We start from the raw sequence: 22755 nt of genomic DNA, 5'->3' as shown, positions 1-22755 counted from the left end.
AACAGGCAAGGATTCAGGCGATGAAAGTAGCGATCTACGGCGCCGGCTCGATCGGCGGCTGGATGGGAGTGAAGCTCGCGCAGGCCGGGCATCAGGTCAGCGTGGTCGCGCGCGGCGCGACACTCGACGCGGTGCGCCAGCACGGTCTGCGGCTGATCGAAGGCGGTGTGATCTACGCGGAGCAGGTGAAGGCGAGCGACAAGCCGGCCGATCTCGGCGTGCAGGAGCTCGTCGTGATCGCGGTGAAGGGCCCGGCGATGGCGGCGGTGGCCGCGCATATCAAACCGCTGCTCGGCCCGGAAACGATCGTGCTGACGGCGATGAACGGCGTGCCGTGGTGGTTCTGCGACGGCCTCGGCGGCGAGCTCGCCGGTCAGCGCCTGAAGACGATCGATCCCGACGGCGCGATCGCCGCCGCGATCCCGGCCGCGCAGACTATCGGCTGCGTCGTGCATGCCAGTTGCCTGATCGACGCACCCGGCGTGATCCGGCATCACCAGGGCAATGGGCTGATCGTCGGCGAGGCGTCGGGTAAGGCGAGCGAGCGTGTCGAGTTGCTCGCCGCGCTGCTGCAGGCGGCGGGCTTCCATGCGACGGCCTCCGCGCAGATCCAGCGCGACGTCTGGTTCAAGCTATGGGGCAACATGACGATGAACCCGGTCAGCGCGATCACCGGCGCAACGACGGACCGGATTCTCGGCGACGAACTCGTGCGCGGCTTCGTCACGCACATCATGCTGGAGGCGAAGGAAATCGGCGCTCGCTTCGGCATCCCGATCGACCAGGCGCCCGATGACCGTCACGCGGTCACGCTGAAGCTCGGCGCGATGAAGACGTCGATGCTGCAGGACGTGCAGGCCGGCAAGGCGGTCGAACTCGATGCGCTGGTCGGCGCGGTGCGCGAACTCGGGCAGCTGACGCGCGTGCCCACGCCTTATACGGATGCGTTGCTCGGGCTCGCGCGGCTGCATGCCAGTACGTTGGGCTTGTATCCGAAGCAGTGAGGTTGTTGTCGTAACGCCTTCGCTTCGAAGAAGGAAGAAATGCCGCGCGTCGATCGCGCGGCTTTTTTGTGGGCATTCGCAGAATAACGGGCTGCCTTCAAAACGCATCGAACGTCGCCGTTCTTTAGTCAGCGGTGTAACCACCGCCACGGGCACACGGGCAATTACGCGTCGCTGTGGCCGTCTGCAACTGGGAGACAGCGATGGGTATCAATGTAAATGGCCAACTGGTCGGCAGCGGAGTCGATCTGAATGCGGGCGACTCCACGTTCTGGTGGGTGGGTCCGATGAACTACGGCGAAATCCTGTGGGCGGCAGCGATCCCCCTGTCGGGACCGCCGTGGGACAAGAACGTCGAAGTCCGCAACCTTTCCAACGATTGCGACGCCGAAGGCAATCGCGTGGTGCTGCTGGAAGTGCACAACAAGAGCGCAACCGACTATGCTTCCTACGGACTCTTCATTGCATGGACCGACGCAATTTGAACCTGGCCGCTGTGCATCCGCTCAATTCCATCGAACATGACGAGGAGTCCTCCATGAAGGTACATATCGAATACGATCAGCAAGGCAATATCAAAGCGATCGCCGTGCTGGCTAGCAGCGGCCCAAAGCGCGGGATGCTCAAGGCGAGCGCTGGCCACAGCATCGCCGAAGTTGATTTTCCCGACGGCAAGCACCCCGGCGATCTCGATCATTTGAAGGAGATTCGCCAGCGCTATCGCGTCGAGCCGGATGCCGGCGGTCATCGGCTCGCGGAAAAATAGTCGGCTCGTTACCGCCTCCAGGGAGGCGGTTTTTTTGTCTGCGCTAGGCCGCGGCGGCAACCGGCAGCTTCGCCGCTTCGATCAACGACAACGCGCGCCGCGGGTCGTCGAGTTCGGTCAGACACAACAGCGCGAGGCGCGCCAGATACAGCGACGCCTGCGCTTCGCCTTCGTGGGTCAGCGTGTTGCACAGCGTCGTATAGACGAGGTCGAGATCGGAATCGGTCATGGTGTCGAGGGTCCTTGCGCTTTAGTTCTGCTGCGTCAGCGTGGCATCGAGCGCGTGCCGCACGGCGGCCGCGCTGCCGTTGCGCCAGCGCGCCAGCACGTGGCCGTCGGGGCGGATCAGATAGACGGTGCCGGGCTGTGCGTCGAGCATGTCGTGCAGGCGGCCGGTTGGATCGATCGCTCGAGGGCTGATTGCCGAATGCGCTTCGGCCGTGACGATATCGATCAGGTTGAACGGAATGTCCTGGCTGGCTAGCATGCTTTGCAGTTGCTGCCACGACTCACCGTCGTTCGCCTGGTCTGGATCGAAGCGCAGCGCCGTGAAGCACGGTCCGAGCAGGTCGGTTAGGTGAATGCCGAGCCGTGCGCCATCTTGCGATTGTTTCAGCAGCCTGCACTCGGGCAGCACGGTGCCCGGCGCGGGGCCGCGATCGAATGCATCGGCCTTGTCGCCCACGAAGTTCAGCGGCGATTGCCGATACGCGATCGCATGCGTTTGGCGCGGATTGATCAGCGGCCGCACCGCCGCATGACGCTCGGCGAGTCCGAGCACGGCCGTGCGCAGCAGATCGAACGCGAAGGTCGGCGGTGCCATGAATTCGGTGCTTTTCATGCCGTAGCTCAGATTCTCGCGCGCCGCGTACACACGTTCGTCGCTATAGCTATCGAGCAGCGCTGGCGACGCGCTCCCGTTGATCACGCAGCCGAGCTTCCAGCCGAGATTGTCGGCGTCGTCGATGCCGGAGTTCGCGCCGCGCACGCCGAAGATCGGCACCAGATGCGCGGCGTCGCCCGCGAACAGCACGTTGCCGTGCCGATAGCGTTCGAGCGTCAGCGCATTGGCCTTGTAGATCGTGATCCAGATCGGCGACCACGCGCCGGTTTCGCCCATCGAGTCGAGCAGGTTTTGCACGCGCGGCATCACGTTCTCGGGCAGCACGGCGGCGTCGGGGTCTTCGTCGTCGCGCAATTGATAGTCGATACGCCACACGTTGTCGGGCTGCTTGTGCACCAGCACCGTGGAGCCCGGATTCGACGGCGGATCGAAATAAGCGAGCCGTTCTGTCGCGCGCGTGCTGTCGAGTTCGATATCGACGATCACGTAGCGGCCTTCGTAGGTCGTGCCGGTAAGCTTGAGCCCGAGCAGGTCGCGGATCGTGCTGCGTCCGCCGTCGCAGGCGACGACCCACGCGGCGTCCATCTGCCAGTTCGCGCGTTGCGAATCGGCAGATTCGGCGCTGCGCAGCGTCAAGGTCGCGCCGCCTTGCGGCCGTTGCGCGAGGCCCGTCACACGCGTTTGCCAACGCACGTCGATCAGATCGGCGTGCCGTTCGATCTCGTCGAGCAGCAGTTGCTCGATCTGATACTGCGCGATATTGATCATCGGCGGCAGCGACTGCTCGTCGTCCTGATGCATCGCGAAGCGGAACACCTCGGTGTCGCGATAGAAGCTGCGCCCGCCGGTCCACGCCAGCCCCTTTTGCAGAAACCCCTCGACGACGCCGAGCCGTTTGAAGATTTCGAGGCTGCGTCGCGAGATGCAGATCGCGCGGCTGCCGGTGCAGACGCTGTCGTCGGCCTCGATCAGCACCGAGCGCACCCCCTGGCGCGCGAGCGCAATCGCGAGCGTCATGCCGACCGGACCGCCGCCGACGATTGCGACGGCGCGCATTTGTGGATCGCGTCCGTCGACGAGCGGCGGCAGCGCGGCCGGATAACGGCGCGGCGCGAACGGATAGGGTTTGAACGGACGGGTCATGCGTGTCTCCGGTTTGCTTGCGTTATCGGCGCAGTATGCGGCAGCGTGCGTGCGCGGCTGTCCGCATTTTGGGTACGACGCCGCGACGCGAGCTGACCCCGTCCAGGCTTGCGTCAGTGGGCCTTCAGGAATTCGACGATCAGCCCTGCGATTTCCTGCGGTGCGTCTTCGAAGCTGTAGTGGCCGACTCCCGCGAGCCGGTGAATCGGCGCCAGAGGAAATAGTTCGCTGAACAGCGGCAGCAAGTGTTCCGCGGCCAGCGTACGGTCGGCATCGCCCCAAATGGCGAGCGCCGGTTTCGACCGGATCGCGTCGAGCGCAGCAGCGTCGGGCACCTCGAAACGATGCGCCCCGATCGCGAAGCCTTTGGCCCAGCCAATTGCGCCGGCGCTGTCGGCGGGCACGACGAAACGCGAACCGTAGGCGCGCAGCCACGTATCGTTGATGCGCGTATGGTTTTCGAAGCCGTTGAGCTTCAACGTACTCAGGATATTGAAGCCGAGTTCGCCCAGCACGGATTCAAGGCGCCCTTGCGATTCGGCGCGAACGATCCACTGGAACCACGGCGCGACCGCGGTATTCGCGTTCCATCTATCGAGTAACGTGTGCTGACCAAACGGAGTCGGGCCATTCGTGCTGACGATTCGGCGAATGCGGCTCGGATGCCGCGCGGCGAGTCCCATGCCGACCGGGCCGCCAAAGTCGTGCATGACGAGCGTGATGTCGTTCAAATCCAGGGCCAGCACGAACTGTTCGAGATTGTCGATATGATCCTGCAGCCAGTACGTCCGATGTTCCGGGGTCTCGCTCTTGCCGAATCCCATGTGATCGGGCGCTATCACACGGTAGCTGCCTGACAGCGCCACGATCAGGTCGCGAAACAGATAGCTCCATGTCGGTTCCCCGTGCAGACACAAGACAACCTCGCCATCGGTGCGGCCTTCATCGACGTAATGCATTCGAAAGCCGGCAGCGTCGCTGAAGCGCGGTGAAAACGGAAACGTTCCGTCAAACGTGTCATCGGTGGATGTCATGAGCAAGTCCCTTGGCGAATGTAGCGGCGGGCAATCCGGCCGGCCAGATCAGGCTAAACTTTGACAGCGGTGTCAAGGTCAAGCGTTTCGTATGGGAGATGTCATGCGTATTGGCGAACTGGCTCGCCGCATCGGCGTGAGTGAACGGATGCTGCGCTATTACGAACACGAAGGTTTGCTCAAACCAATGCGAACCGAATCGGGCTACCGCGATTACGGTCCGGAGGAGATAGACGCGGCACACCGTATCCGCGTGCTCAGCGCGGCGGGACTGAAGATCAGCAGTATCCGGTTGTTGCTGCCCTGCGTGCTAGGCGCCAAGCCCGTTTTCCATCCGTGTGCCGAGGCACGCGCTGCGTTGCGGCGCGAGGTCGAAAAGCTCGACGTCAAGATGCGCGACCTCGGAGAAAGCCGACGAGTCGTCGCGAGTCTGATCAAAGCGATCGATGCCAACGAGACATTGCAGCTTGGTGGTCGGGAAGGAAGCCTCGACGGACCATGAGAATGGGATTCGAGCGAGGCTTAACATAAGCCCTGAGCGGGGCGGTGCGCGCTAGCCACAGCCGCAGATGGATGCTTGAAGCAAAAATCCTGGTTTTTCGACCTGGCCTGCTTCAGGCCAGCGGCCTCAGCCCGCGCTGGCCGCCTGCGATTGCTGCCGCATGGGCTGCCCGCTCGTCGCCGCGTGACAAGCCTGGATCATCGCGCGGAATGTCGGCGACGCATGCAGCTCGCCGCCCGCATCGAGTTCGGCGCTGTCGTCCGGCGCGTCGCCGACGCCGACCACCAGCGTCGCGCGAGGCCGCCATTCGCGCGTGCGCCGCAGCATATTGCGCAGATACGGCGGCGACTCGGGCGCGTCGAGCGACACGATGCAGATGATCGAAGTGTCCTTGAAGCTCGGCTCATCGGCGCGCGCGCTGCGGTAGCCGGAGTGCGTCGCCATTAGCGGCGCGAAACCCTGGCGGTTCAGCAGTTGCACAGCGATGGCCGTCGTCACTTCGTCGAATGCGCCGCGGCCGGGCACGCACAACACCGCCGCCTTGCCCGCTTCGTCCGCCTGTGGCGAGCGCGACAGCGGATCGCTGCCGTAGCGCTCCGAAGCACCCGCGCCCGGCGACGCCAGCTCCGGCGCCCCCGCGAGCAGCGCGTTACCCGCGTCAGCCGATTCGGCAGGCGACAGCGTATCGCGCAGCCCGTCGGCGATTTCGAGGTTCTCGACGATATCGGCGAGCGCGTCGTTGATCCGCTGCAACTGCCCGGGCATCAGCACGCCGCGCTGCGCGTCGTTGCGCGCGAGCCGCAGGCCTTCGAGCGCGACCTTGTCGTAGTAGTCGATCAGCGACATCTCGCGCAGCAGCCGTTCGGCCTGCACGATCGCCTCGTGCGGATCGTCGGCGAGCAGGCGCTGATAGAAGTTCTGCGCGGGCGTCAGCGCGGGCTGATCGCCGAGCAGCACGGTCAGGAAGTTCAAGCGGTCCGCGTAGCGCCCGAGCGTGACGACGCACAGCGTGAGCGGCGTCGACAGCACGAGGCCGATCGGCCCCCACAGCCAGCTCCAGAAAATCGCCGCGACCACCACCGCGAGCGGCGACAGGCCCGAGCGATGACCGTACAGCAGCGGCTCGGCGATCTGCCCGGCGACCACGTCGACGACGATGAACAGGATCAGCGTGAGGACCGCCATCGTCCATTGCGGCTGGATCGCGGCCGCGAGAAATACCGCGAGGATCGCGGCGATCCAGATGCCGATGTACGGCACGAAGCGCAGCAAAGCGGCGATCACGCCGAACAGCAGCGCGCCCGGTACGCCGATGATCGCGAGCCCGATCGCGATGATGCCGCCCGCGCTCAGATTCACGCCGAGCTGCGCGACGAAATAGCGTGACAGGCGCCCGGCGGCGTCGTTGATCGCGGTAGTCGTGCGGTGCAGGTCGCGCGAGCCGAACAGGCTGATCAAACGGTCGCGCAAATCCTCACGTTGCAGCAGGATGAAGATCGTCACGACGAGCACGATGAAGGTCGTCTCGATCGGCGCGATGGCCGGCGTCAGCGCGCGCTGCGCGAGCTGCACCGGCGTCGGCGCGGGCTCGTGCACCTCGACCTGTTGCGGCACCTGCGGCGCGTTGCGCGCGGCGCGGCCGGTCGGGCGCGGCGGCGCGGGACGCGACGGCGCCATGCGCTGCAGCGCGCTGGCAGCGCTGCTCATCAGCGAATCGGCGCGGCCCACGGTCTTTTCCTGCACGGTTTCGATCTTCTGCTCGATCGCTTCCTGGTACTGCGGCAGGGCGTTCGCGAGCTGCACGAGCTGCGCGCCGATCAGCGCGCCTATCGCGAGCAGCGACGCGAGAGCGAACAGCACCGCGATGAAGATGGACGGCAACTGGCCCATGTGCAGACGCCGCAGCATCTGCACGAGCGGCGCGAGCAGGAAGCTCAGCAGCACCGACAACGTGATCGGAATCAGCACCTCCCGCCCGAAGTACAGCGCGCACACGACCACCACGCCGGTGATTAGCGACACGAGGCCATGTAGGCCCGGCGTGCCCGGCGGATAAACGCGATTGGGGCGCCCATGCGGCGGCGGTAGCGATATTTTCATGTAAACACAATTCCGGTTGGGACGCGTTGACGACCGAGCGGAGCACTGGTCGTCCGCAAGACATATGCCCGAATTGTAGGCGGTTTGGGGGGAGCAGGGCTCAGGCGCGGCTGCGCGGCGGGTCGCTCGATGAGCTCGAATCGTCAGCCTACATGCACCCGCAACATCTCCAGCAACTGCGAACTCACATACAGCAGCAAGCCGATAAATCCGCCGACGATCGTCCCATTGATGCGGATGTACTGCAGATCTTTGCCGATATTCATCTCGACCTGCCGTGACATCTCATGCGCGTCCCAGTTCTTCACGGTATCGCTGATATGGCGCGTCAGGAACTGCGCAAAGTCCGGCGCCATCGCGCGCGCGGCTTCTTCGAGGTGATCGTTCAGCGATTGCCGCAGCGCTGGGTCGCGCGCGAGTTCGCGGCCGACCCACGCGCCCATTGCGGCGACACGCGCATGCAGTGTCGAGTCGGTGCTTTGCAGATCGCGCTTGAGCCACGCGCGCAGTTCGCCCCACATGTCCTTCACGTAGCTGCTGAAAGCCTCGCCTTCGACCAGATAGCGCTTTAGCGCTTCGCCCTGTTGCAGAAAAACCGGATCGGTCTTCAGCCGCACGATCAGCTTCTGCACCACCCGGTCGAACCTGTCGCGCAGCTCGTGCGTGGGGTTCTCGGCGATCTGTTCGAGCATACGGTTCGCGGCGCTCGCGATCGCTTCGGCGCCCTTGTCGCCGATCCACGCCGACGGCAGAAACTTCTCCATCGTCGGATACTCGCTTTTCACCCAATCGACGATGCGCGCGGCAATGAACTCGCGCGCCGGCGCTTCGCGCAGCACTGCGATCACCTGATCGATCGCGGTGTCGAGCAGTTCCTGATGACGGCCGTCGCGCGTCAGCGTGTCGAGGATCGCGCCGAGCGATTGCGACAGATCGACCTTCGCGAGCACGTCGCGCAAGCCGTCCTTGATGAAGTTCTGGATGCGCGCGTCGTCGGCCACCTCGAGGATGCCGCCGGTGAGGCGCACCACGTAGTCGCCGAGGCGCTCGGTGTTGGCCGATTCGCTGAGCCACGCGGTGATGGTCTGCGCCGGATCGTGCCGGCGGATCAGACCGACCAGCGACGGCACGTCGAGAAACTTGTCCTGCACGAAGTGCGCGAGGTTGTCGGCAATCTTGTGCTTGTTGCGCGGGATGATCGCGGTATGCGCGGACACGACCGGAATCGGCACGCGGCGAAACAGCGCCGCGACCGCGAACCAGTCGGCGAGCGCGCCGACCATCGCGGCCTCGGCGACGGCCTTGATGCCGTCGACCCACAGGCCGCGCGGCAGGAACGCGGTGACGACGAAAACGCAGGCGGCCGCAAGCAGCAGCAGTAAAGGCGTGCGCTTGGCCTTCTTCAGTTCGGTGGTCTTGTCCATCGGGCGCGGTTGATCGTGTCGGGCGGCGGGCGGCTGAAAGGTGGCGCGGCAGCCGGTTCGGTTGCAATGATGCGGTACGGCCCGCGCACGCGTCCAGCCTGGATGCGCGCGCGCAATACGCGCCGGGGCTTCGGCAAGGTAACATTCGCGGTTGGGCTCGTCGTCGTGCCGCACGCAAGACGACGCAACGCAATCGCAATGGAGGCACAGTGATCAGGTTTCTGCACACCGCGGATTGGCAGATCGGCACGCAGTTCGGTCAGTTCGAAGCGGACGAGGCCGCGCATCTCGCTCAAGCGCGCTTCGACACGGTGCGCCGCATCGCCGAAGAAGCGGCCGCGCGCAACGTCGACGCGGTGCTCGTCGCGGGCGACGTGTTCGATCTGCAGACCGTGACGGATACCGTGATCCGGCGTTTGTTCGCCGCGCTGCAAGCGTTTTCCGGAACGTGGATCATGCTGCCGGGCAATCACGACGCGGCGTTGGTCGAAAGCGTGTGGACCCGCGCGCAGCGGCTCAATTGCGTGCCGCCGAACGTGCGCGTCGTGCTCGAAACCGGAGTCGTGCTGCTCGACGCGTGCCGTTGCGCGCTGCTGTGCGCGCCGCTCACGCAGCGCATCACCTACGACGACACCACCGCATTCTTCGATTCCACCGAGACGCCGCCCGGCTATCACCGCGTGGGGCTCGCGCATGGCAGCGTCGGCGGCATTCTGCAGGAGGGCATCGATTCGTCGAACCCGATCGCGCCGACGCGCGCCGTGAGCGCGCGGCTCGACTATCTGGCGCTCGGCGACTGGCACGGCCATCTGCGTGTCGACGAACGCACGTGGTACGCGGGCACACACGAACAGGACCGCTTCCGCGCGAACGAACCGGGCTTCGTGCTCAACGTCACGATTAGCGAGCCGGGCGCGATGCCGCAAGTCGACGCGGTGCGAGTCGGGCAATACCGGTGGCGTCGCTGGGACGAGACGATTTCGGTGCCGACCGATATCGACGCTCTGAAAGCCCGCCTCGCCGAACTCGGCGCGAATGACGTGCTGCGCATCGAGGTCGGTGGCACGGCGGCGCTCGCCGATGCCGAGGCGCTGCATGTCGCGGTCGAAGAGGCCCGCGCCCGGGTGCGAGCGTTGCGTGCCGATCTGAGCAGCCTGCACGTGCTGCCCACCGCCGACGATCTCGCCGAACTCGGCGCGCAAAGCGGCTATCTCGCGAAGGTGGTGGCGCGGCTGCGCGGCTTGCAGGAAGACGCGCAGGCCGATCCGCAACAGGCGCGGCGCGCGGCCGAAGCGTTGCTGCTGCTGGCGCGCTTTCAGCGCGAACAGTGGCACCGCGATTCCCATGCCGCACCACCGGCGCAGGCGCGCGATCGGCAACCTGAAGCGCCGCGTGAAGGAGCCTGCGCATGAAGCTGCAACGTATCGCGATTCAGGAATTCAGGCAGTTCGGCGGCCAGCTCGTGATCGACGATCTGCAGCCCGGTCTCAACCTGTTCGTCGGCCCGAACGAGGCCGGCAAAAGCACGATTGCCGAGGCGGTGCGCACGGTGTTCCTCGAACGCTACAAGGCCTCGCATCTGAAGGACCTGTTGCCGTGGGGGCTCGCGAACGGGCAGCCGTCGGTCGAGGTCAGCTTCGAACTCGATGGTGTCGCGTGCCGTCTGTCGAAGCAGTTCGTGTCGCGTCAGCGCTGCGAGCTGAGGATCGGCCAGGCCGTGTACAGCGAGGACGAAGCCGAAGACAAGCTCGCCGCGCTGCTCGGCTTCTCGCGCGCGGCGCGCGGTCCGATGAAAGCCGAGAACGCCGGCGTGCCGGGTCTGTTGTGGGTGCAGCAAGGCGGCACGCAGGAGATGCGCGATTCGACCGGGCACGCGGCGCAGTATCTGCGCGACGCGCTCACGCAACTTTCGGGCGGCCGCGAAGCGGGCGGCGAGGACGCGCTGATCGCGGCCGTGCAGCGCGAGCTGCGGCAACTGCTGACCGCGCGCACGCAGAAATCGACCGGGCCGCTCGCCGAGGCGGAGCAGAAGCTCGCCACGCTGATCGCGAGCCGCGACGAGCTGCGACAGCAGCGCCAGCAGTTCGACGACAACATCGCGCGCCTCGCCTCGCAACAGCAGGCATTCGACGACGCCGAGCGCCGGCGTCCGTGGGAGCTTCACGAGCAGAAGGCCGCGCTCGCGCAGCAACGTGCCGCGGCGGTCGAACAACTCGAACGCGGTCTCGAAGGGCTCGCGCAGTCGCTGAAGATCGGCGAGGCGGAACTCGCGTTGTCAGTGCAGCAGGAGCAGGGTGCGCTCGAACTGGAGGCGGCCATCGCGCGCGAACGCGAGCAGCTCGACGCGGCGCGCGCCGAAGTCGCGGCTGCGCAAACCGCGCATGCGCAGGCGCAAAGCCGCGTGGCGCAATTCGAGCAGGCAGCCACCGAGGCGAACCGCGCGCTCGAACTCGCGAACGCGGCCGTGACCGCCGCCGATCTGCGCAGCCAGGTCGATTTCTATCGGGCGGAGAGCCAGCGGCTCGAAGCGTCGATCGGTGAGGCGGACAAGGCGAACGCGGCGGTGCTGCAGGCCGCGCGCGACGCGGCGGCGCTCGAACTCGACGACGCGCGGTTCAAGCGCCTCGTCACGCTCGACGGCGAACTGACCGTGCTGCGCGCGCGGACCGAAGCGGCGATGACGCGCATCGAGTACAGCTTGAACGGCGAGTTACGCGTCGGCGCTGAGACGATCAGCGGCACAGGCGTGCTGCGTGTCGACGAAGAAAAACGCATCGGCCTCGGCGAGCTCGGCGAATTGCGCGTGATTCCGGGCGTGTCCGATCTGTCCGCGCGATTGTCGGAACTGGCGTCGCTCGAGGCGAAACACGCGCAGTTGCTGCTGACGCTCGGCGTCGCGTCGGTGGGCGATGCGCAGGCGCGTCACGAGCAATGGAAAACGCTGGTCGCGCAACAGAAGAGTCAGACCGGGATACTCGCGGTCCATGCGCCGCAAGGCATCGATGCGTTGCGCGCGGCGCTGGCATCGACGGCTGCGCGCTTGCAGGCATCGAGCGAGCGCCTTGCCGGTCTGCCCGACGTGTCGGCGGCGCCGCCGCTCGACGACGCGCGCCGCAATGCCAACATCGCGCGCGACGCGTTGGAGGCCGCGCGCAAGGTGCTCGAGCAGGCGGCGGCCGCGCAATCCACCGGCGTCGCGAAGGCCGATTCGCTGACGGCGCAGCTGCAGCGCAAAGAAGCGCAGCTGAATGACGAAGCGTTCAGACGCAACCGCGCGCAGTGGCAGGCGCATATCGTCGAACAGCGCGTGAAGGTCGATGTGCTGAAGAACCAGCGCGGCGAGCGCGAGCGCGAACTCGATGCGGCGCGTCTGGACGACCCTGTGGCGGAGGCAAAGCGCTATCGCGCATCGGCGGAACTCGCGCGCAACGAGCAGCACGAGCGTCAACTGCGGATCGCGGAGCTGCGTAGCCAGCTCGAAACGATGGGCGCATCGGGCCTCGGCGAACGGCTTGCCGTGCTCGAAGCGCAAGTCGAGCAGGCCACGCGCCGCAAGGACGAACTGAGCCTGCGCGCGAGCGCGCTGAGTCTGCTCGACGAAGTGCTGGTCGACGAACGCGACGCCGCGCTCGCGCAACTGCGCGCGCCGTTGACCGAGCGGCTCGGTCATTACCTGAAGCGGATTTTTCCGCAGTCGAGCCTCGCGCTCGGCGACGATCTGATCCCGGCGATGCTCGATCGCGACGGCCGCGCGGAACTGCTCGACGCGCTGAGCTTCGGTACGCGCGAACAGCTCGGCATCCTGACGCGACTCGCGTACGCGGACCTGTTGCAGGCCTCAGGCCGGCCGACTCTGCTGATGCTCGACGATGCCGCGGTCCACACCGATGCCGCGCGCCGCGACGCACTCAAACGCGTATTGATCGACGCGGCGACGCGGCATCAGATTCTGGTGTTCACGTGTCATCCGGAGTTGTGGGACGACCTGGGCGTCAGGCAGCGGGCGGTGCAGGATCTGAAGATGGCATGAGCGGAGCGGGCTGGCACCACCCGGTACGGCCCGCTTACTCGTACCACCGCGGCGTGTACACCCACTGCGCGCCGTTGTCGCCGCAAGAGAATTTTCTCGTCAGCGACGACCCGACGATCACCATCGTGCGCATATCCACGTCGGCCGAGCGCAGCTCGCCGAGCGTCAGCGTGCGCAGCGTGCCACCGGGCCGGCCGATGTCGCGCCCGAGCACCACCTGGGTCGATGGCGCGCGATATTCCCGCACGATATCGAGCGCCTTGTCGAGCTGCCACGGACGCGCGCGCGAAATCGGGTTGTAGAAGGCCATCACCAGATCGGCTTGCGCCGCATGGCGCAGGCGGGTTTCGATGATCGTCCACGGCTTCAGGTTGTCCGACAGCGACAGCATGCAGAAGTCGTGGCCGAGCGGGGCGCCGGCCTGCGCGGCGGTCGCGAGCGCGGCCGACACGCCCGGCACGATCGATAGTTCGACGGCGGCCCATGCGTCGTTGCGCGAAGCTTCGAGCGCTTCGAGCACGGCGGCCGCCATCGCGAACACGCCGGGGTCGCCCGAGGACACCATCACGACCGAGCGGCCTTCGCTCGCGAGCTCGAACGCGTGCCGCGCGCGCTGCAATTCCTCGCGATTGTCGGTGCCGTGCACACGCTGATCGGCGCGCAGCGGGCCGGCCATTTTCACGTAGGTGTCGTAGCCCAGGATGTCGGTCGCTTCGTTCAACGCGGTGCGCGCGGCCGGGACCATCAGTTCGGCACAACCGGGGCCGAGGCCGATCACGGTCAGACGGCCGCGCGGGCGGCCGAGCGTCGCCGGGTCGATGGCGAGTGAGGAGAGGGCGAGCGCGACGTTCGGGTATGCGTCGTCGTGCAGTGTTTCGTGGGGGATACGTAGCGCGGTATGCAGCAAGCGTGCGGCACTCGTTTCGCCCGGTTCGGCGCTGGCATCGGCGAAACGTAGCGGCACCTCGAGAAGCCGTGCCGCTTGCGTGAGCGCCGGGTCGACCATGCTCGGCGACGGCGCGAGCAAGGCCGCGAGCGAAAGCATCGCGAGACCGTGCGCGCTCAGTGCCGCGCGCACGCGTGCAACGATCGCATCGGCGCAGTCGGCATCGTCGCTGACGACAGCCGCCACCACGCTGCGCGGATGAATCACGAGCTCGTCTTCGCGCCCATCCCACGCGCGCGGCGTCACGCGAATCGCGAGACGCGCCGAGTCCGAGCGCGGCAGTTGCGCGTCGTCGAGCCACGGCGCGTCGCCTTCGATGCGCGTGCTTTCGCCCGCGAGCAGATCCGACACGAAGCGCTTGCCCTGGCCGAGATCGGCGAGCGCATAGCCATCGGGTGGATTGAGCACGCAGGTGCCGAAGCGCAGCTCGCCGCTCGTCGTGATCGCGGGCTGCACCGCCAACGCGGCGGCGATGTCGCGCGCCATCAGGTTGACGCCCGCGAGGCCGCCGAGCAGCGGCACGACCGCGCTGCCGTCCTCGGCAACCGCGAGCACCGGCGGCTCGGCGCCTTTGTTCGACAGCAGCGGCGCGAGGCAGCGAATCACGATGCCGGCCGCGCACAACGCGACGATCGGCGTGCCGCGCGCATACAGCTCGCGCAGATGCGCGCCGAGTTCGCTGTACGGCACGTCGGCCTCGACGCGGCCTTGCAGCGCGTGGACCTGACATGCCGTGGCAACGCCGACCGCGGCATGCGCGCCACGCTCGACATACAGCGCCTGAATCCGCCGCGCCGTCGCGAGCGCGCCCGTGCCGAGAATCACGATCGCGGGCGCGTTCATCCTTGCCATTTCTGCCCCGGCACAACCAGCAGCGAGAAATACGGCGATGCAATCGGATCGACTTCGGCGAGCGGCACGATGCGCTGATTGCGCATCGTCGCGCGTTCGACGTACAGCGCGCGCTGCGCGAGTCCAAGTTCGTCGAGCACGCGCCGCACCTTGTCGAAATTGCGGCCGAGTTTCATGATGACCGCCGCGTCGGCATCGGCCAGACGGCGGCGCAATTCGTCTTCGGGCAACACCCCCGACAGCACCGACAAGCTCTGGTTGCGATACACGAGCGGCGCGCCGAGCACCGCCGCGCCGCCGAGCATCGAGCACACGCCGGGCACCACCTCACTGTCGTAGCGCGCCGCGAGCCGGTCGTGCAGATACATGTACGAGCCGTAGAAAAACGGATCGCCTTCGCAGACCACGGCGACGTCGCGGCCCGCGTCGAGATGGCCGGCGACGACTGCGGCGGCGGTGTCGTAGAAGTCCGCGATGATCGCCTCGTACGACAGCGGCGGTTCGAGCGCTTCGGTCGTGACCGGATAGACGAGCGGCAGATGCTGCTGCGCGTCGTGCAGATGCGCCTCGATGATGCCGAACGCGTTGCCCTTCTTGCCCTTCGCGACGAAATATGCAACCACGGGCGCCGCTTTCAGCAGCCGCAGCGCTTTCAACGTCAGCAACTCCGGGTCGCCGGGACCGACACCGATGCCGTATAGCCGTCCGCGGCTCGTTAGCTGGCTCGTCATTTATTCGACCTCCGTCGCAAGCGCGTTGACCGCGGCGGCGGCCATCGCGCTGCCGCCGCGTCGTCCGTGCACCACCACATAGGGGACGCCGCGGCTGTTTTGCGCGAGTGCCGCTTTCGATTCCGCCGCGCCGACGAAGCCGACCGGAAAGCCGAGAATCAGCGCGGGCTTCGGCGCGCCGGCATCGAGCATGTCGAGCAGATGAAACAGCGCGGTCGGCGCATTGCCGATCACGACGACGCTGCCCGCCAGAAGCGGGCGCCACAATTCGAGCGCGGCGGCCGAGCGCGTGTTGCCGATCTCGCGCGCCATCGCGGGCACGTCCGGGTGCGTCAGCGTGCAAATTACTTCGTTGTTCGCGGCCAGCCGCGCGCGCGTGATGCCTTGCGCGACCATGCCCGCGTCGCACAGGATCGGCGCGCCTTGCGCGAGCGCGCGGCGGCCCGCGCTGCCGGCGCCTTCGGAGAACGCGAGGTCGTCGATCACGTCGACCATGCCGCACGCGTGGATCACGCGCACCGCGAGTTTTTCGAGGTCGGCGGGGATGCGGGCGAGGTCGGCCTCCGCGCGGATCGTCGCGAACGATTGGCGATAGATCTCCTGACCGTCGCGAATGTAATCAAGCATGGGGAGTACTCCGGGCGAGGCGCGCGAGCAGCGCGGCGGCCTCGTCGATCGTCAGTTGGGGCGCGACGCATTGGCCGAAACCGGGGCGGTCGTCGCGTCGATAAAGGTCGTAGCGGCCGGGCGCGGCGGCGAGCAGTGTGTACGGCGCGCGATGCGCGGCCGCGCACGAGCGCGGGCAGCCGGTCAAATGCACGTCGACGCCTGCGGGTAAGCGTTCGGCGAGTTGCAGCGCGTCGGTCTTGGTGTCGGCGAGGCCCTTCGCGCAGCCGGCCGAACCGGCACAGGCGATCACATGCGTGATGGCCTGCGCGGGATCGCAGGCGAGGCCGAGTGCGCTCAGCTTCGCGAGCACGGCGGGCACGGCGTTCGTCGCGATGTCGGGCAGCAGCACGCTTTGCCACGGCGTTGCGTGCAGCACGCCGTTGCCGTGTTGTTGCGCGAGCGCGGCAAGGCCGTGCAGCGCGGCCGCGTCGATCCGGCCGAGCGGCGGCTGGCCGCCGACGTGCCACATGCCGTCACCGCGCTGTGCGTGCGCGCCAAGCCGCAGCGATGCGTCGGCGGGAATGTGGCGTTGCCAGCGGCGCAGCGATGCGTCGCGCGCGAGCGGGAAATCGACGTAACGTTGCGCGTGTCGCAGCACCGCATCGGCGGAGTGCGTGGCGAGCAGGTCGCGCATGCGGGGCGCGTCGGCGGCGGCAAGGTCGAGGAACGTGTGCAGCAATGCGCGCACGAGCGCGGGCACGCGCGACGGCGGGACGGCCGCGAGGGCGCCCGTGCCGTCGGCATCGGGATGGCCGCCGGCGTTCGCGTTAGTGCCTGTCGAGCCGGGGCACCCCGCGAGGCCGAACACGAAGCGCACGCCTTGTTCCTCAGCCGACGCCGCGAACCACACGTCATGCGGATGATCGACTCGCGCGAGTCGTTCGCCGCCGTCGAGCAGCAGCGCGAACTTCGGCGACAACGCGGCGAAACGCGCATCGCTTTCCAGCAGCGTGAGCAGCTCCGCGCACAGCGGCGTCGTGTCGAACAGCGCGTGCGGATCGCGGCCGGCGGCGGGGCTGATCATCAAGTTGCGGACGTCGTCGGCGTAGCTGAGTGCGGTGGGGGCGGTGGCGTGAGGGTCGTTCGCGGCGGCCGGTCCAAGTCCCGCGCCAATCAGCGCCGCGCTCAACGCAGCTTCGTGTCCGCTACGCACGCCGCGCAGTTGCAGATTCGCGCGATTGGTCAACTCGGCGACACCGTTCGCATAGAGCGTGCTTGCATCGGCGATCGCGTGTACCTGCGCCGCACTCAGCACGCCGCCGGGCAGTTTGATGCGGCAGATGCCGCCGTCGCGAGCGGGGACGATGCGCAGCAACCCCGGACATGCCGAGGACCGCGGTGGCGCGACCGCGTGGGACGAAACGGTGGGAGGCGAAGCTCGATTCAATGGGGCACCGGGTTTAGCGTCGCGCGACGGCATGGTGGCGGCCTCGCTGCATGCTGCCCGATGAGGGCCGGCGTGAACCATGCGGCCGAAAAGCGCTTCGGGCTGACCGTGGGCAATGAAAGCGGCCATTATATCTTTACGCAATGGCCGCAGCGCCTGTTCGCCGGCCATCGCGCGATGCCGCCGATCCCGACGCACGGCGCCGTGCCGCGGACCCGCGGGCCACATGGCGGCGGTATCATGCGGACTTTCGCAACCCGCGGTCCGAGCCTGCGCGCAGCCGCATGCATGACGCGGCGCGGTGCAATCGCTCAAGAATCGACGCAACTGATGAGGATGGATGCATGCCGGCATGGCTGACCGTAGTGGGCATTGGCGACGACGGCTTCGCCGGTTTGGGGCGGCCCGCGCGGCGTGCGTTGCTGGGCGCGTCGGTCGTGTACGGCGGCGAGCGCCATCTGGCGATGCTGCCCGCGCGGCTCGCCGCGCGCCGTGCCGCGTGGCCGCGTCCGTTCGATCTCGCGCCGTTGCTCGCCGAGCGTCCGCATGCGGTGTGCGTGCTTGCGAGCGGCGACCCGATGCTGTTCGGCGTCGGCGCGACGCTCGCGCGGCAGTTGCCGGCCGGCGAATTGCGCGTGCTGCCCGCGCCGTCGTCGCTGTCGCTCGCGGCCGCGCGGCTCGGCTGGCCGTTGCAGGATGTCGCGACCGTGTCGCTGGTGGGCCGGCCGCTTGCCGCGCTGAATGTGCATCTGCATGACAGCGCGCGTCTGTTCGTGCTGAGCGCGGACGGGCGCACGCCTGCGGCGCTGGCGGCCTCGCTCGATGCGCGCGGCTTCGGTGCGACTCACATGACGGTACTCGAACATCTGGGCGGCGAACGCGAACGGCGCGTCGATGGCCGCGCCGATCAATGGCCGGGCGGCGAGATGGCCGCGCTCAATCTGATCGCGCTCGACTGCCGCGCGGCGGCGCAAGCGCCGCGTCTGCCGCTGACCTGCGGCCTGCCCGACGACGCCTTTATCCACGACGGCCAGTTGACCAAGCGCGACGTGCGCGCCATCACGCTCGCGCGCCTCGCGCCCGCGCCCGGTGAGTTGCTGTGGGACGTCGGCGCGGGCAGCGGTTCGATCGGTATCGAATGGATGCGCGCGCATCCCTCCTGTCGTGCGATCGCGATCGAAGCGAATGACGCGCGGCGGCGCTTCATCGAACAGAATCGCGATGCTCTGGGCGTGCCCGGTCTGCAACTCGTGGCCGGCCGCGCGCCGGACGCGTTGCGCGGGCTGCCCGCGCCGCATGCGGTGTTCATCGGCGGTGGGGTGACGGTGCCGGACGTGCTCGACACCTGCTGGGCGCAATTGCGCGATGGCGGCCGGCTCGTCGCGAACGCGGTCACCCTGCAAGGCGAGGCGGTGCTCGCCGCGTGGCGCGAGCAGCATGGCGGCACGCTGACACGCATCGCGCTCGCGCACGCGCAACCGCTGGGCGGCTTCGATACATGGCGCCAGGCGTTGCCGATCACGCTGCTCGACGTGACCAAACCCGCCAAACCGTCAGCCGATTCGTGATGCGCGACGAAACCCCCGAACAGCCGGCGCCGCTGCGCAGCGGCTATACGACCGGCAGCTGCGCGACCGCAACGTCGCTGGCGGCCGCGCGTCTGCTGCTGGCGGGGGAGGTCAGCGAGGTCGCCGAGATCGTGTTGCCGAAGGGCCAGCATGTGCCGATGCGGCTCACGTTCTGCCATCTCGCGGAGCTGGACGGCGAGCGGATCGCCGAAGCCGGCACGATCAAGGATGCCGGTGACGATCCCGACGTGACGCATGGCGCGCTCTTGTTCGCGCGCGTGCGCCTCGTGCCCGAGCCCGGTGTGATTTTTCGCGCGGGGCCGGGCGTCGGCACGGTCACGCGCGCGGGGCTCACGCTGGCGGTCGGCGAACCGGCGATCAATCCGGTCCCGCGCCAGATGATCACGCAGCACCTCGACGAACTCGCCGCGCGCCACGCGTATCACGGCGGCTTCGAAGTGACGATCGGCGTGGAAAACGGCGAAGCGCTCGCGCTCAAAACGATGAACCCGCGGCTCGGCATCGTCGGCGGACTGTCGATACTCGGCACGACCGGCATCGTGCGGCCGTTTTCGTGTTCCGCGTATATCGCGTCGATTCATCAGGGCATCGACGTTGCGCGCGCGAACGGCTACATGCATGTGGCCGCCTGCACCGGCAACGCGAGCGAGGACGCGATGCGCGCGCACTACGGCCTGCCCGATATCGCGCTGATCGAAATGGGCGATTTCGTCGGCGCGGTGCTCAAGCATGTGAAGCGCGCGCCGGTCGAGCGTCTGAGCATTTGCGGCGGCTTCGGCAAGCTCAGCAAGCTCGCGGCCGGCCATCTCGACCTGCATAGCCGCAACTCCAGCATCGATCTCGAACAACTCGCCGGCTGGGCCGCCGAGCATGGCGCCGACGCCGAGCTGCAAGCGGCGATGCGCGCGGCCAACACGAGCCAGCAGGCGCTCGCGCTCGCGCACGCGCAACAGGTGCCGCTCGGCGACATCGTCTGTCAGCACGCGTTGGCCGTTGCACGCGGTATCGTGCCGCCGCAGGTCAGCGTGGAAATTTTCGCGATCGACCGGCAGGGCAACTTCGTCGGAGTCGCCCGATGACCCGCATCCTGCTGCTCGGCGGCACCGGCGATGCGCTGAAGATTGCGCGCCAACTCGGTCGCGCGCATGTGTACAGTCTCGCGGGGCTCGGCAAGGTGCCCGACGACCTGAAGTGCGCGGTGCGCGTCGGCGGCTTCGGCGGCAGTGAGGGGCTGGCGCGTTACCTCGCAAGCGAAGCGATCGGCCTCGTGATCGACGCGACGCATCCGTACGCGGCGCGGATCAGCGCGAATGCCGTAGAGGCGTGTCGCGTCGCGAAGGTGCCGTGCTGGGCGCTGCGGCGTCCGGCGTGGCAGCCGCAAGCCGGCGACGACTGGCGCATGGTCGATGACTGGAACGAACTGATCGACGCGCTCGCGCCTTTCAGACGGCCGCTTTTCACGCTCGGACGCGGACCGCTCGCGCATCTCGACGAGATTCCGCCGTATCAATTCTGGACCGTGCGCGTGCTCGATTCGCATCCGGACACCGCGCGCTCGCGCATCGTCGCCGCGCGCGGACCGTTCACGCTCGACGGTGAACGCGCGCTGTTCGCGCTGCAGGCGTTCGACGTCGTCGTCAGCAAGAACAGCGGCGGCGGCGCGACCGAGGCCAAGCTCGACGTTGCGCGCGAACGCGGCTTGCCGGTGATCATGCTGCGACGGCCGGTGTTGCCCGACGTCGATCGCGAGTTTGGCGGCGTTGCCGATCTTCTCGATGCGTTGCCCGCGCAGGTGGATTCGGCTTCGGCTTCGCATCAGTGAGCAAATAACTGGAGTACTGAATGACAGTGTTTTTTATCGGCGCCGGTCCGGGCGACCCGGAACTGATCACGGTGAAAGGGCAGCGTCTCGTGCGCAGTTGTCCGGTGATCCTGTATGCGGGGTCGCTAGTGCCGACGGCGGTGCTCGAAGGTCATAGCGCCGAACAGGTGATCAACACCGCGGAACTCGATCTCGACCAGATCGTCGCGCTGCTCGCGGCGGCACACGCGAAGGGCCAGCATGTCGCGCGCGTGCATTCGGGCGATCCGTCGCTGTACGGTGCGATCGGCGAGCAGATCCGCCGCTTGCGCGAGTTGGACATTCCTTACGAAATCGTGCCGGGCGTGACCGCGACGGCCGCATGCGCGGCGGCGCTCGGTTGCGAGCTGACGCTGCCCGGCGTGTCGCAAACGCTGATCCTCACGCGCTACGCGAGCAAAACGTCGATGCCCGCAGGCGAGCAGTTGGCCGATCTCGCGCGGCATCGCGCGACGCTGGCGATTCACCTCGGCGTGCGGCATCTCGCGCGCATCGTCGATGAATTGCGGCCGCATTACGGCGGCGCGTGTCCGATCGCGGTGATTTATCGTGCGAGCTGGCCCGACGAGGAAAAGATCACCGGCACGCTCGACGATATCGTCGCGAAAGTGCAGGGCAGCGCGATCGAGCGCACCGCGCTGATTCTGGTCGGGCAGGTGCTGGCCGCCGAAGGTTTCGCCGATTCGACGCTGTATGGCAACGGCAATTGACTGAGCCGTGACAGCCTTTTGGGTGTCGGAAAGCGGCGTGCGTTGTCGATCATAATGTGACGCAGCGCGCGAGCGTGGCCGCCCGTTTCCTGGCAAAACGCGAAAGCGCGAAAATCCGCAAGTTCTGCACCGCCACGCGGCGCGCAGACCGCTATCGTGGCGCCATGATGAAGCCCAGCACCGAACGTGATTACCGTCGACGGATCGCTCGCGTGGTCGAGGCCATCCTGGTCGAGCCCGGCGCGCGACACACGCTCGACAGCCTCGCGGCCGTCGCGCATATGTCGCCATACCACTTCCACCGGATTTATCGCGCGTTGATGGGCGAGAGCGTCGTCGATACCGTCAAGCGTCTGCGGCTCGCCGAGGCGGCGCAGCGGCTGACCGACGCCGCGCAGGTCACGGCGGTCGCGCACGACGCTGGCTACGACAGCCCCCAGGCGTTCGCGCGTGCGTTTCGCGATTTCGCCGGTGTATCGCCGAGCGAGTTCAGGACCCGGCAGCGGCATCTGGTGGCGAATCCGGCGGCTTTGGCGCGGACGCGGCGAACGGCGCATGCGCGCATCGCGCAGCATGGCGAAGGCGATGGCATAGGCGTTGACGGCCGCCGCGACGCATACGCTAAAAACCAAAGCACGCCCGCATTACCATCCGTCGAAGTCATCGAAATCGCGCCGCTCGACGTGCTATGCCTTCGCCATGACGGCCCGGTCGTGACGATCGGCCAGACCTTCCACACGCTGATGACGACGTTGCGCTGCGACGAGAATCCGGTGTTGCAACAGCGCGTCGGCATCTGCGCGCGCGATCCGTCGATGGCTGGCGGGCTTTGCTACCACGCGGGAGTCGTCGCGGGGTCGCCGGCGGCGTTCAGCGATGCGATGCGGCGGCTCGACGATGCCGCGCAACGCTCGCGTGTTGCGGGGCCGCCACCGGGCATCGAGCCGCTGCGGCTCGAAGGCGGGCTGTACGCGGTGCACCGCCTGGTCGGTCCTTATGCGCTGATCTCGCCGACTTTCAGGGCGCTGTACAGCGGCTGGCTGCCTCGCAGCGGCTACCGGCGCGATCAGCGGCCGGGGCTCGAACTGTATCGAAGCGCGCCCCGTCGCGGCGCGCTGGACCCCTGCATTACCGATCTGCTGATCCCCATTCGCGAGGACTAA

Annotated in this window: 20 protein-coding genes; 11 read left to right on the top strand and 9 right to left on the bottom strand. The window is 67.3% G+C overall.

Going from position 1 to position 22755, the window contains the following annotated elements:
- The first annotated feature begins 20 nt into the window (after positions 1–20).
- The 3 genes from AB3X96_RS12395 (at position 21) to AB3X96_RS12385 (ending at position 1770) form a co-directional block, all read left to right on the top strand.
- The gene (locus AB3X96_RS12395; protein ID WP_368589957.1) at positions 21–1004 is read left to right on the top strand and encodes a 2-dehydropantoate 2-reductase; all 984 of its coding nucleotides are present in this window, start codon (positions 21–23) and stop codon (positions 1002–1004) included.
- A 203-nt stretch (positions 1005–1207) separates the two neighbouring features.
- Entirely contained in the window at positions 1208–1489 is a 282-nt protein-coding gene (locus tag AB3X96_RS12390; RefSeq protein WP_368589956.1) for a hypothetical protein, read from the top strand.
- A complete protein-coding gene (locus AB3X96_RS12385) occupies positions 1471–1770 on the top strand; it encodes a hypothetical protein (protein WP_368589955.1) in 300 nt (99 codons plus the stop codon). The genes AB3X96_RS12390 and AB3X96_RS12385 overlap by 19 nt, the downstream gene beginning before the upstream one ends.
- 43 nt (positions 1771–1813) lie before the next feature.
- Here the strand turns inward: AB3X96_RS12385 and AB3X96_RS12380 are convergent, their stop codons facing one another.
- From AB3X96_RS12380 to AB3X96_RS12370, 3 genes are all read right to left on the bottom strand, one after another.
- Positions 1814–1999 carry a hypothetical protein gene (locus AB3X96_RS12380; protein WP_368589954.1) on the bottom strand — a complete coding sequence of 62 codons (186 nt, stop codon included), beginning with the start codon at positions 1997–1999 and terminating at the stop codon, positions 1814–1816.
- A 21-nt stretch (positions 2000–2020) separates the two neighbouring features.
- Entirely contained in the window at positions 2021–3757 is a 1737-nt protein-coding gene (locus AB3X96_RS12375; protein ID WP_368589953.1) for an FAD-dependent oxidoreductase, read from the bottom strand.
- 113 nt (positions 3758–3870) lie between these two features.
- Positions 3871–4791 carry an alpha/beta fold hydrolase gene (locus AB3X96_RS12370; protein ID WP_368589952.1) on the bottom strand — a complete coding sequence of 307 codons (921 nt, stop codon included), beginning with the start codon at positions 4789–4791 and terminating at the stop codon, positions 3871–3873.
- Between the two features lie 103 nt (positions 4792–4894).
- On the opposite strand from AB3X96_RS12370, the gene AB3X96_RS12365 reads away from it, so the two are divergent.
- Positions 4895–5293: a MerR family transcriptional regulator gene (locus tag AB3X96_RS12365; RefSeq protein WP_368589951.1), complete on the top strand. Its 399-nt coding sequence runs from the start codon at positions 4895–4897 to the stop codon at positions 5291–5293.
- 126 nt (positions 5294–5419) lie between these two features.
- On the opposite strand, the gene AB3X96_RS12360 is transcribed toward AB3X96_RS12365, so the two are convergent.
- Both AB3X96_RS12360 and AB3X96_RS12355 read right to left on the bottom strand, forming a co-directional pair.
- Positions 5420–7393, bottom strand: a complete 1974-nt coding sequence (locus AB3X96_RS12360; protein WP_368589950.1) for an AI-2E family transporter — start codon at positions 7391–7393, stop codon at positions 5420–5422.
- A 143-nt stretch (positions 7394–7536) separates the two neighbouring features.
- Complete coding sequence (locus AB3X96_RS12355) at positions 7537–8817, bottom strand: DUF445 domain-containing protein (RefSeq protein WP_368589949.1); 1281 nt, start codon at positions 8815–8817, stop codon at positions 7537–7539.
- Between the two features lie 209 nt (positions 8818–9026).
- On the opposite strand from AB3X96_RS12355, the gene AB3X96_RS12350 reads away from it, so the two are divergent.
- Positions 9027–10229 (top strand): exonuclease SbcCD subunit D, encoded by a 1203-nt coding sequence (locus AB3X96_RS12350; protein ID WP_368589948.1) that lies wholly within the window; start codon positions 9027–9029, stop codon positions 10227–10229.
- Entirely contained in the window at positions 10226–12847 is a 2622-nt protein-coding gene (locus tag AB3X96_RS12345) for an AAA family ATPase (RefSeq protein WP_368589947.1), read from the top strand. Before AB3X96_RS12350 ends, AB3X96_RS12345 begins: the two co-directional genes overlap by 4 nt.
- Positions 12848–12881: 34 nt before the next feature.
- On the opposite strand, the gene cobJ is transcribed toward AB3X96_RS12345, so the two are convergent.
- The 4 genes from cobJ to cobG are packed head-to-tail and all read right to left on the bottom strand — an operon-like array spanning position 12882 to position 17465.
- Complete coding sequence (cobJ, locus tag AB3X96_RS12340; RefSeq protein ID WP_368590149.1) at positions 12882–14636, bottom strand: precorrin-3B C(17)-methyltransferase; 1755 nt, start codon at positions 14634–14636, stop codon at positions 12882–12884.
- Complete coding sequence (locus tag AB3X96_RS12335) at positions 14633–15376, bottom strand: precorrin-2 C(20)-methyltransferase (RefSeq protein WP_368589946.1); 744 nt, start codon at positions 15374–15376, stop codon at positions 14633–14635. Before AB3X96_RS12335 ends, cobJ begins: the two co-directional genes overlap by 4 nt.
- Positions 15377–16003: a precorrin-8X methylmutase gene (locus tag AB3X96_RS12330; RefSeq protein WP_368589945.1), complete on the bottom strand. Its 627-nt coding sequence runs from the start codon at positions 16001–16003 to the stop codon at positions 15377–15379.
- A complete protein-coding gene (cobG, locus tag AB3X96_RS12325; protein ID WP_368589944.1) occupies positions 15996–17465 on the bottom strand; it encodes a precorrin-3B synthase in 1470 nt (489 codons plus the stop codon). Before cobG ends, AB3X96_RS12330 begins: the two co-directional genes overlap by 8 nt.
- Positions 17466–17776: 311 nt before the next feature.
- Between cobG and cbiE the strand changes: the two genes are divergently transcribed.
- The 5 genes from cbiE to AB3X96_RS12300 all read left to right on the top strand — a co-directional run bounded on the left by cbiE (position 17777) and on the right by AB3X96_RS12300 (position 22755).
- Complete coding sequence (gene cbiE / locus AB3X96_RS12320; RefSeq protein ID WP_368589943.1) at positions 17777–19000, top strand: precorrin-6y C5,15-methyltransferase (decarboxylating) subunit CbiE; 1224 nt, start codon at positions 17777–17779, stop codon at positions 18998–19000.
- Positions 19000–20100 (top strand): cobalt-precorrin-5B (C(1))-methyltransferase, encoded by a 1101-nt coding sequence (locus tag AB3X96_RS12315; protein WP_368589942.1) that lies wholly within the window; start codon positions 19000–19002, stop codon positions 20098–20100. Before cbiE ends, AB3X96_RS12315 begins: the two co-directional genes overlap by 1 nt.
- Positions 20097–20843, top strand: a complete 747-nt coding sequence (locus AB3X96_RS12310; protein WP_368589941.1) for a cobalt-precorrin-6A reductase — start codon at positions 20097–20099, stop codon at positions 20841–20843. The genes AB3X96_RS12315 and AB3X96_RS12310 overlap by 4 nt, the downstream gene beginning before the upstream one ends.
- Positions 20844–20863: 20 nt before the next feature.
- Positions 20864–21592: a precorrin-4 C(11)-methyltransferase gene (cobM, locus tag AB3X96_RS12305; protein WP_368589940.1), complete on the top strand. Its 729-nt coding sequence runs from the start codon at positions 20864–20866 to the stop codon at positions 21590–21592.
- Positions 21593–21759: 167 nt separating this feature from the next.
- Positions 21760–22755, top strand: a complete 996-nt coding sequence (locus AB3X96_RS12300) for a GyrI-like domain-containing protein (RefSeq protein ID WP_368590148.1) — start codon at positions 21760–21762, stop codon at positions 22753–22755.

Origin of the sequence: Paraburkholderia sp. BR13439 (assembly GCF_040948805.1) — a bacterium.
GTDB lineage: Bacteria > Pseudomonadota > Gammaproteobacteria > Burkholderiales > Burkholderiaceae > Paraburkholderia > Paraburkholderia youngii.
The sequence above is the reverse complement of the archived record's forward strand: the minus strand, read 5'-3'. Positions and strand labels throughout refer to the sequence as shown.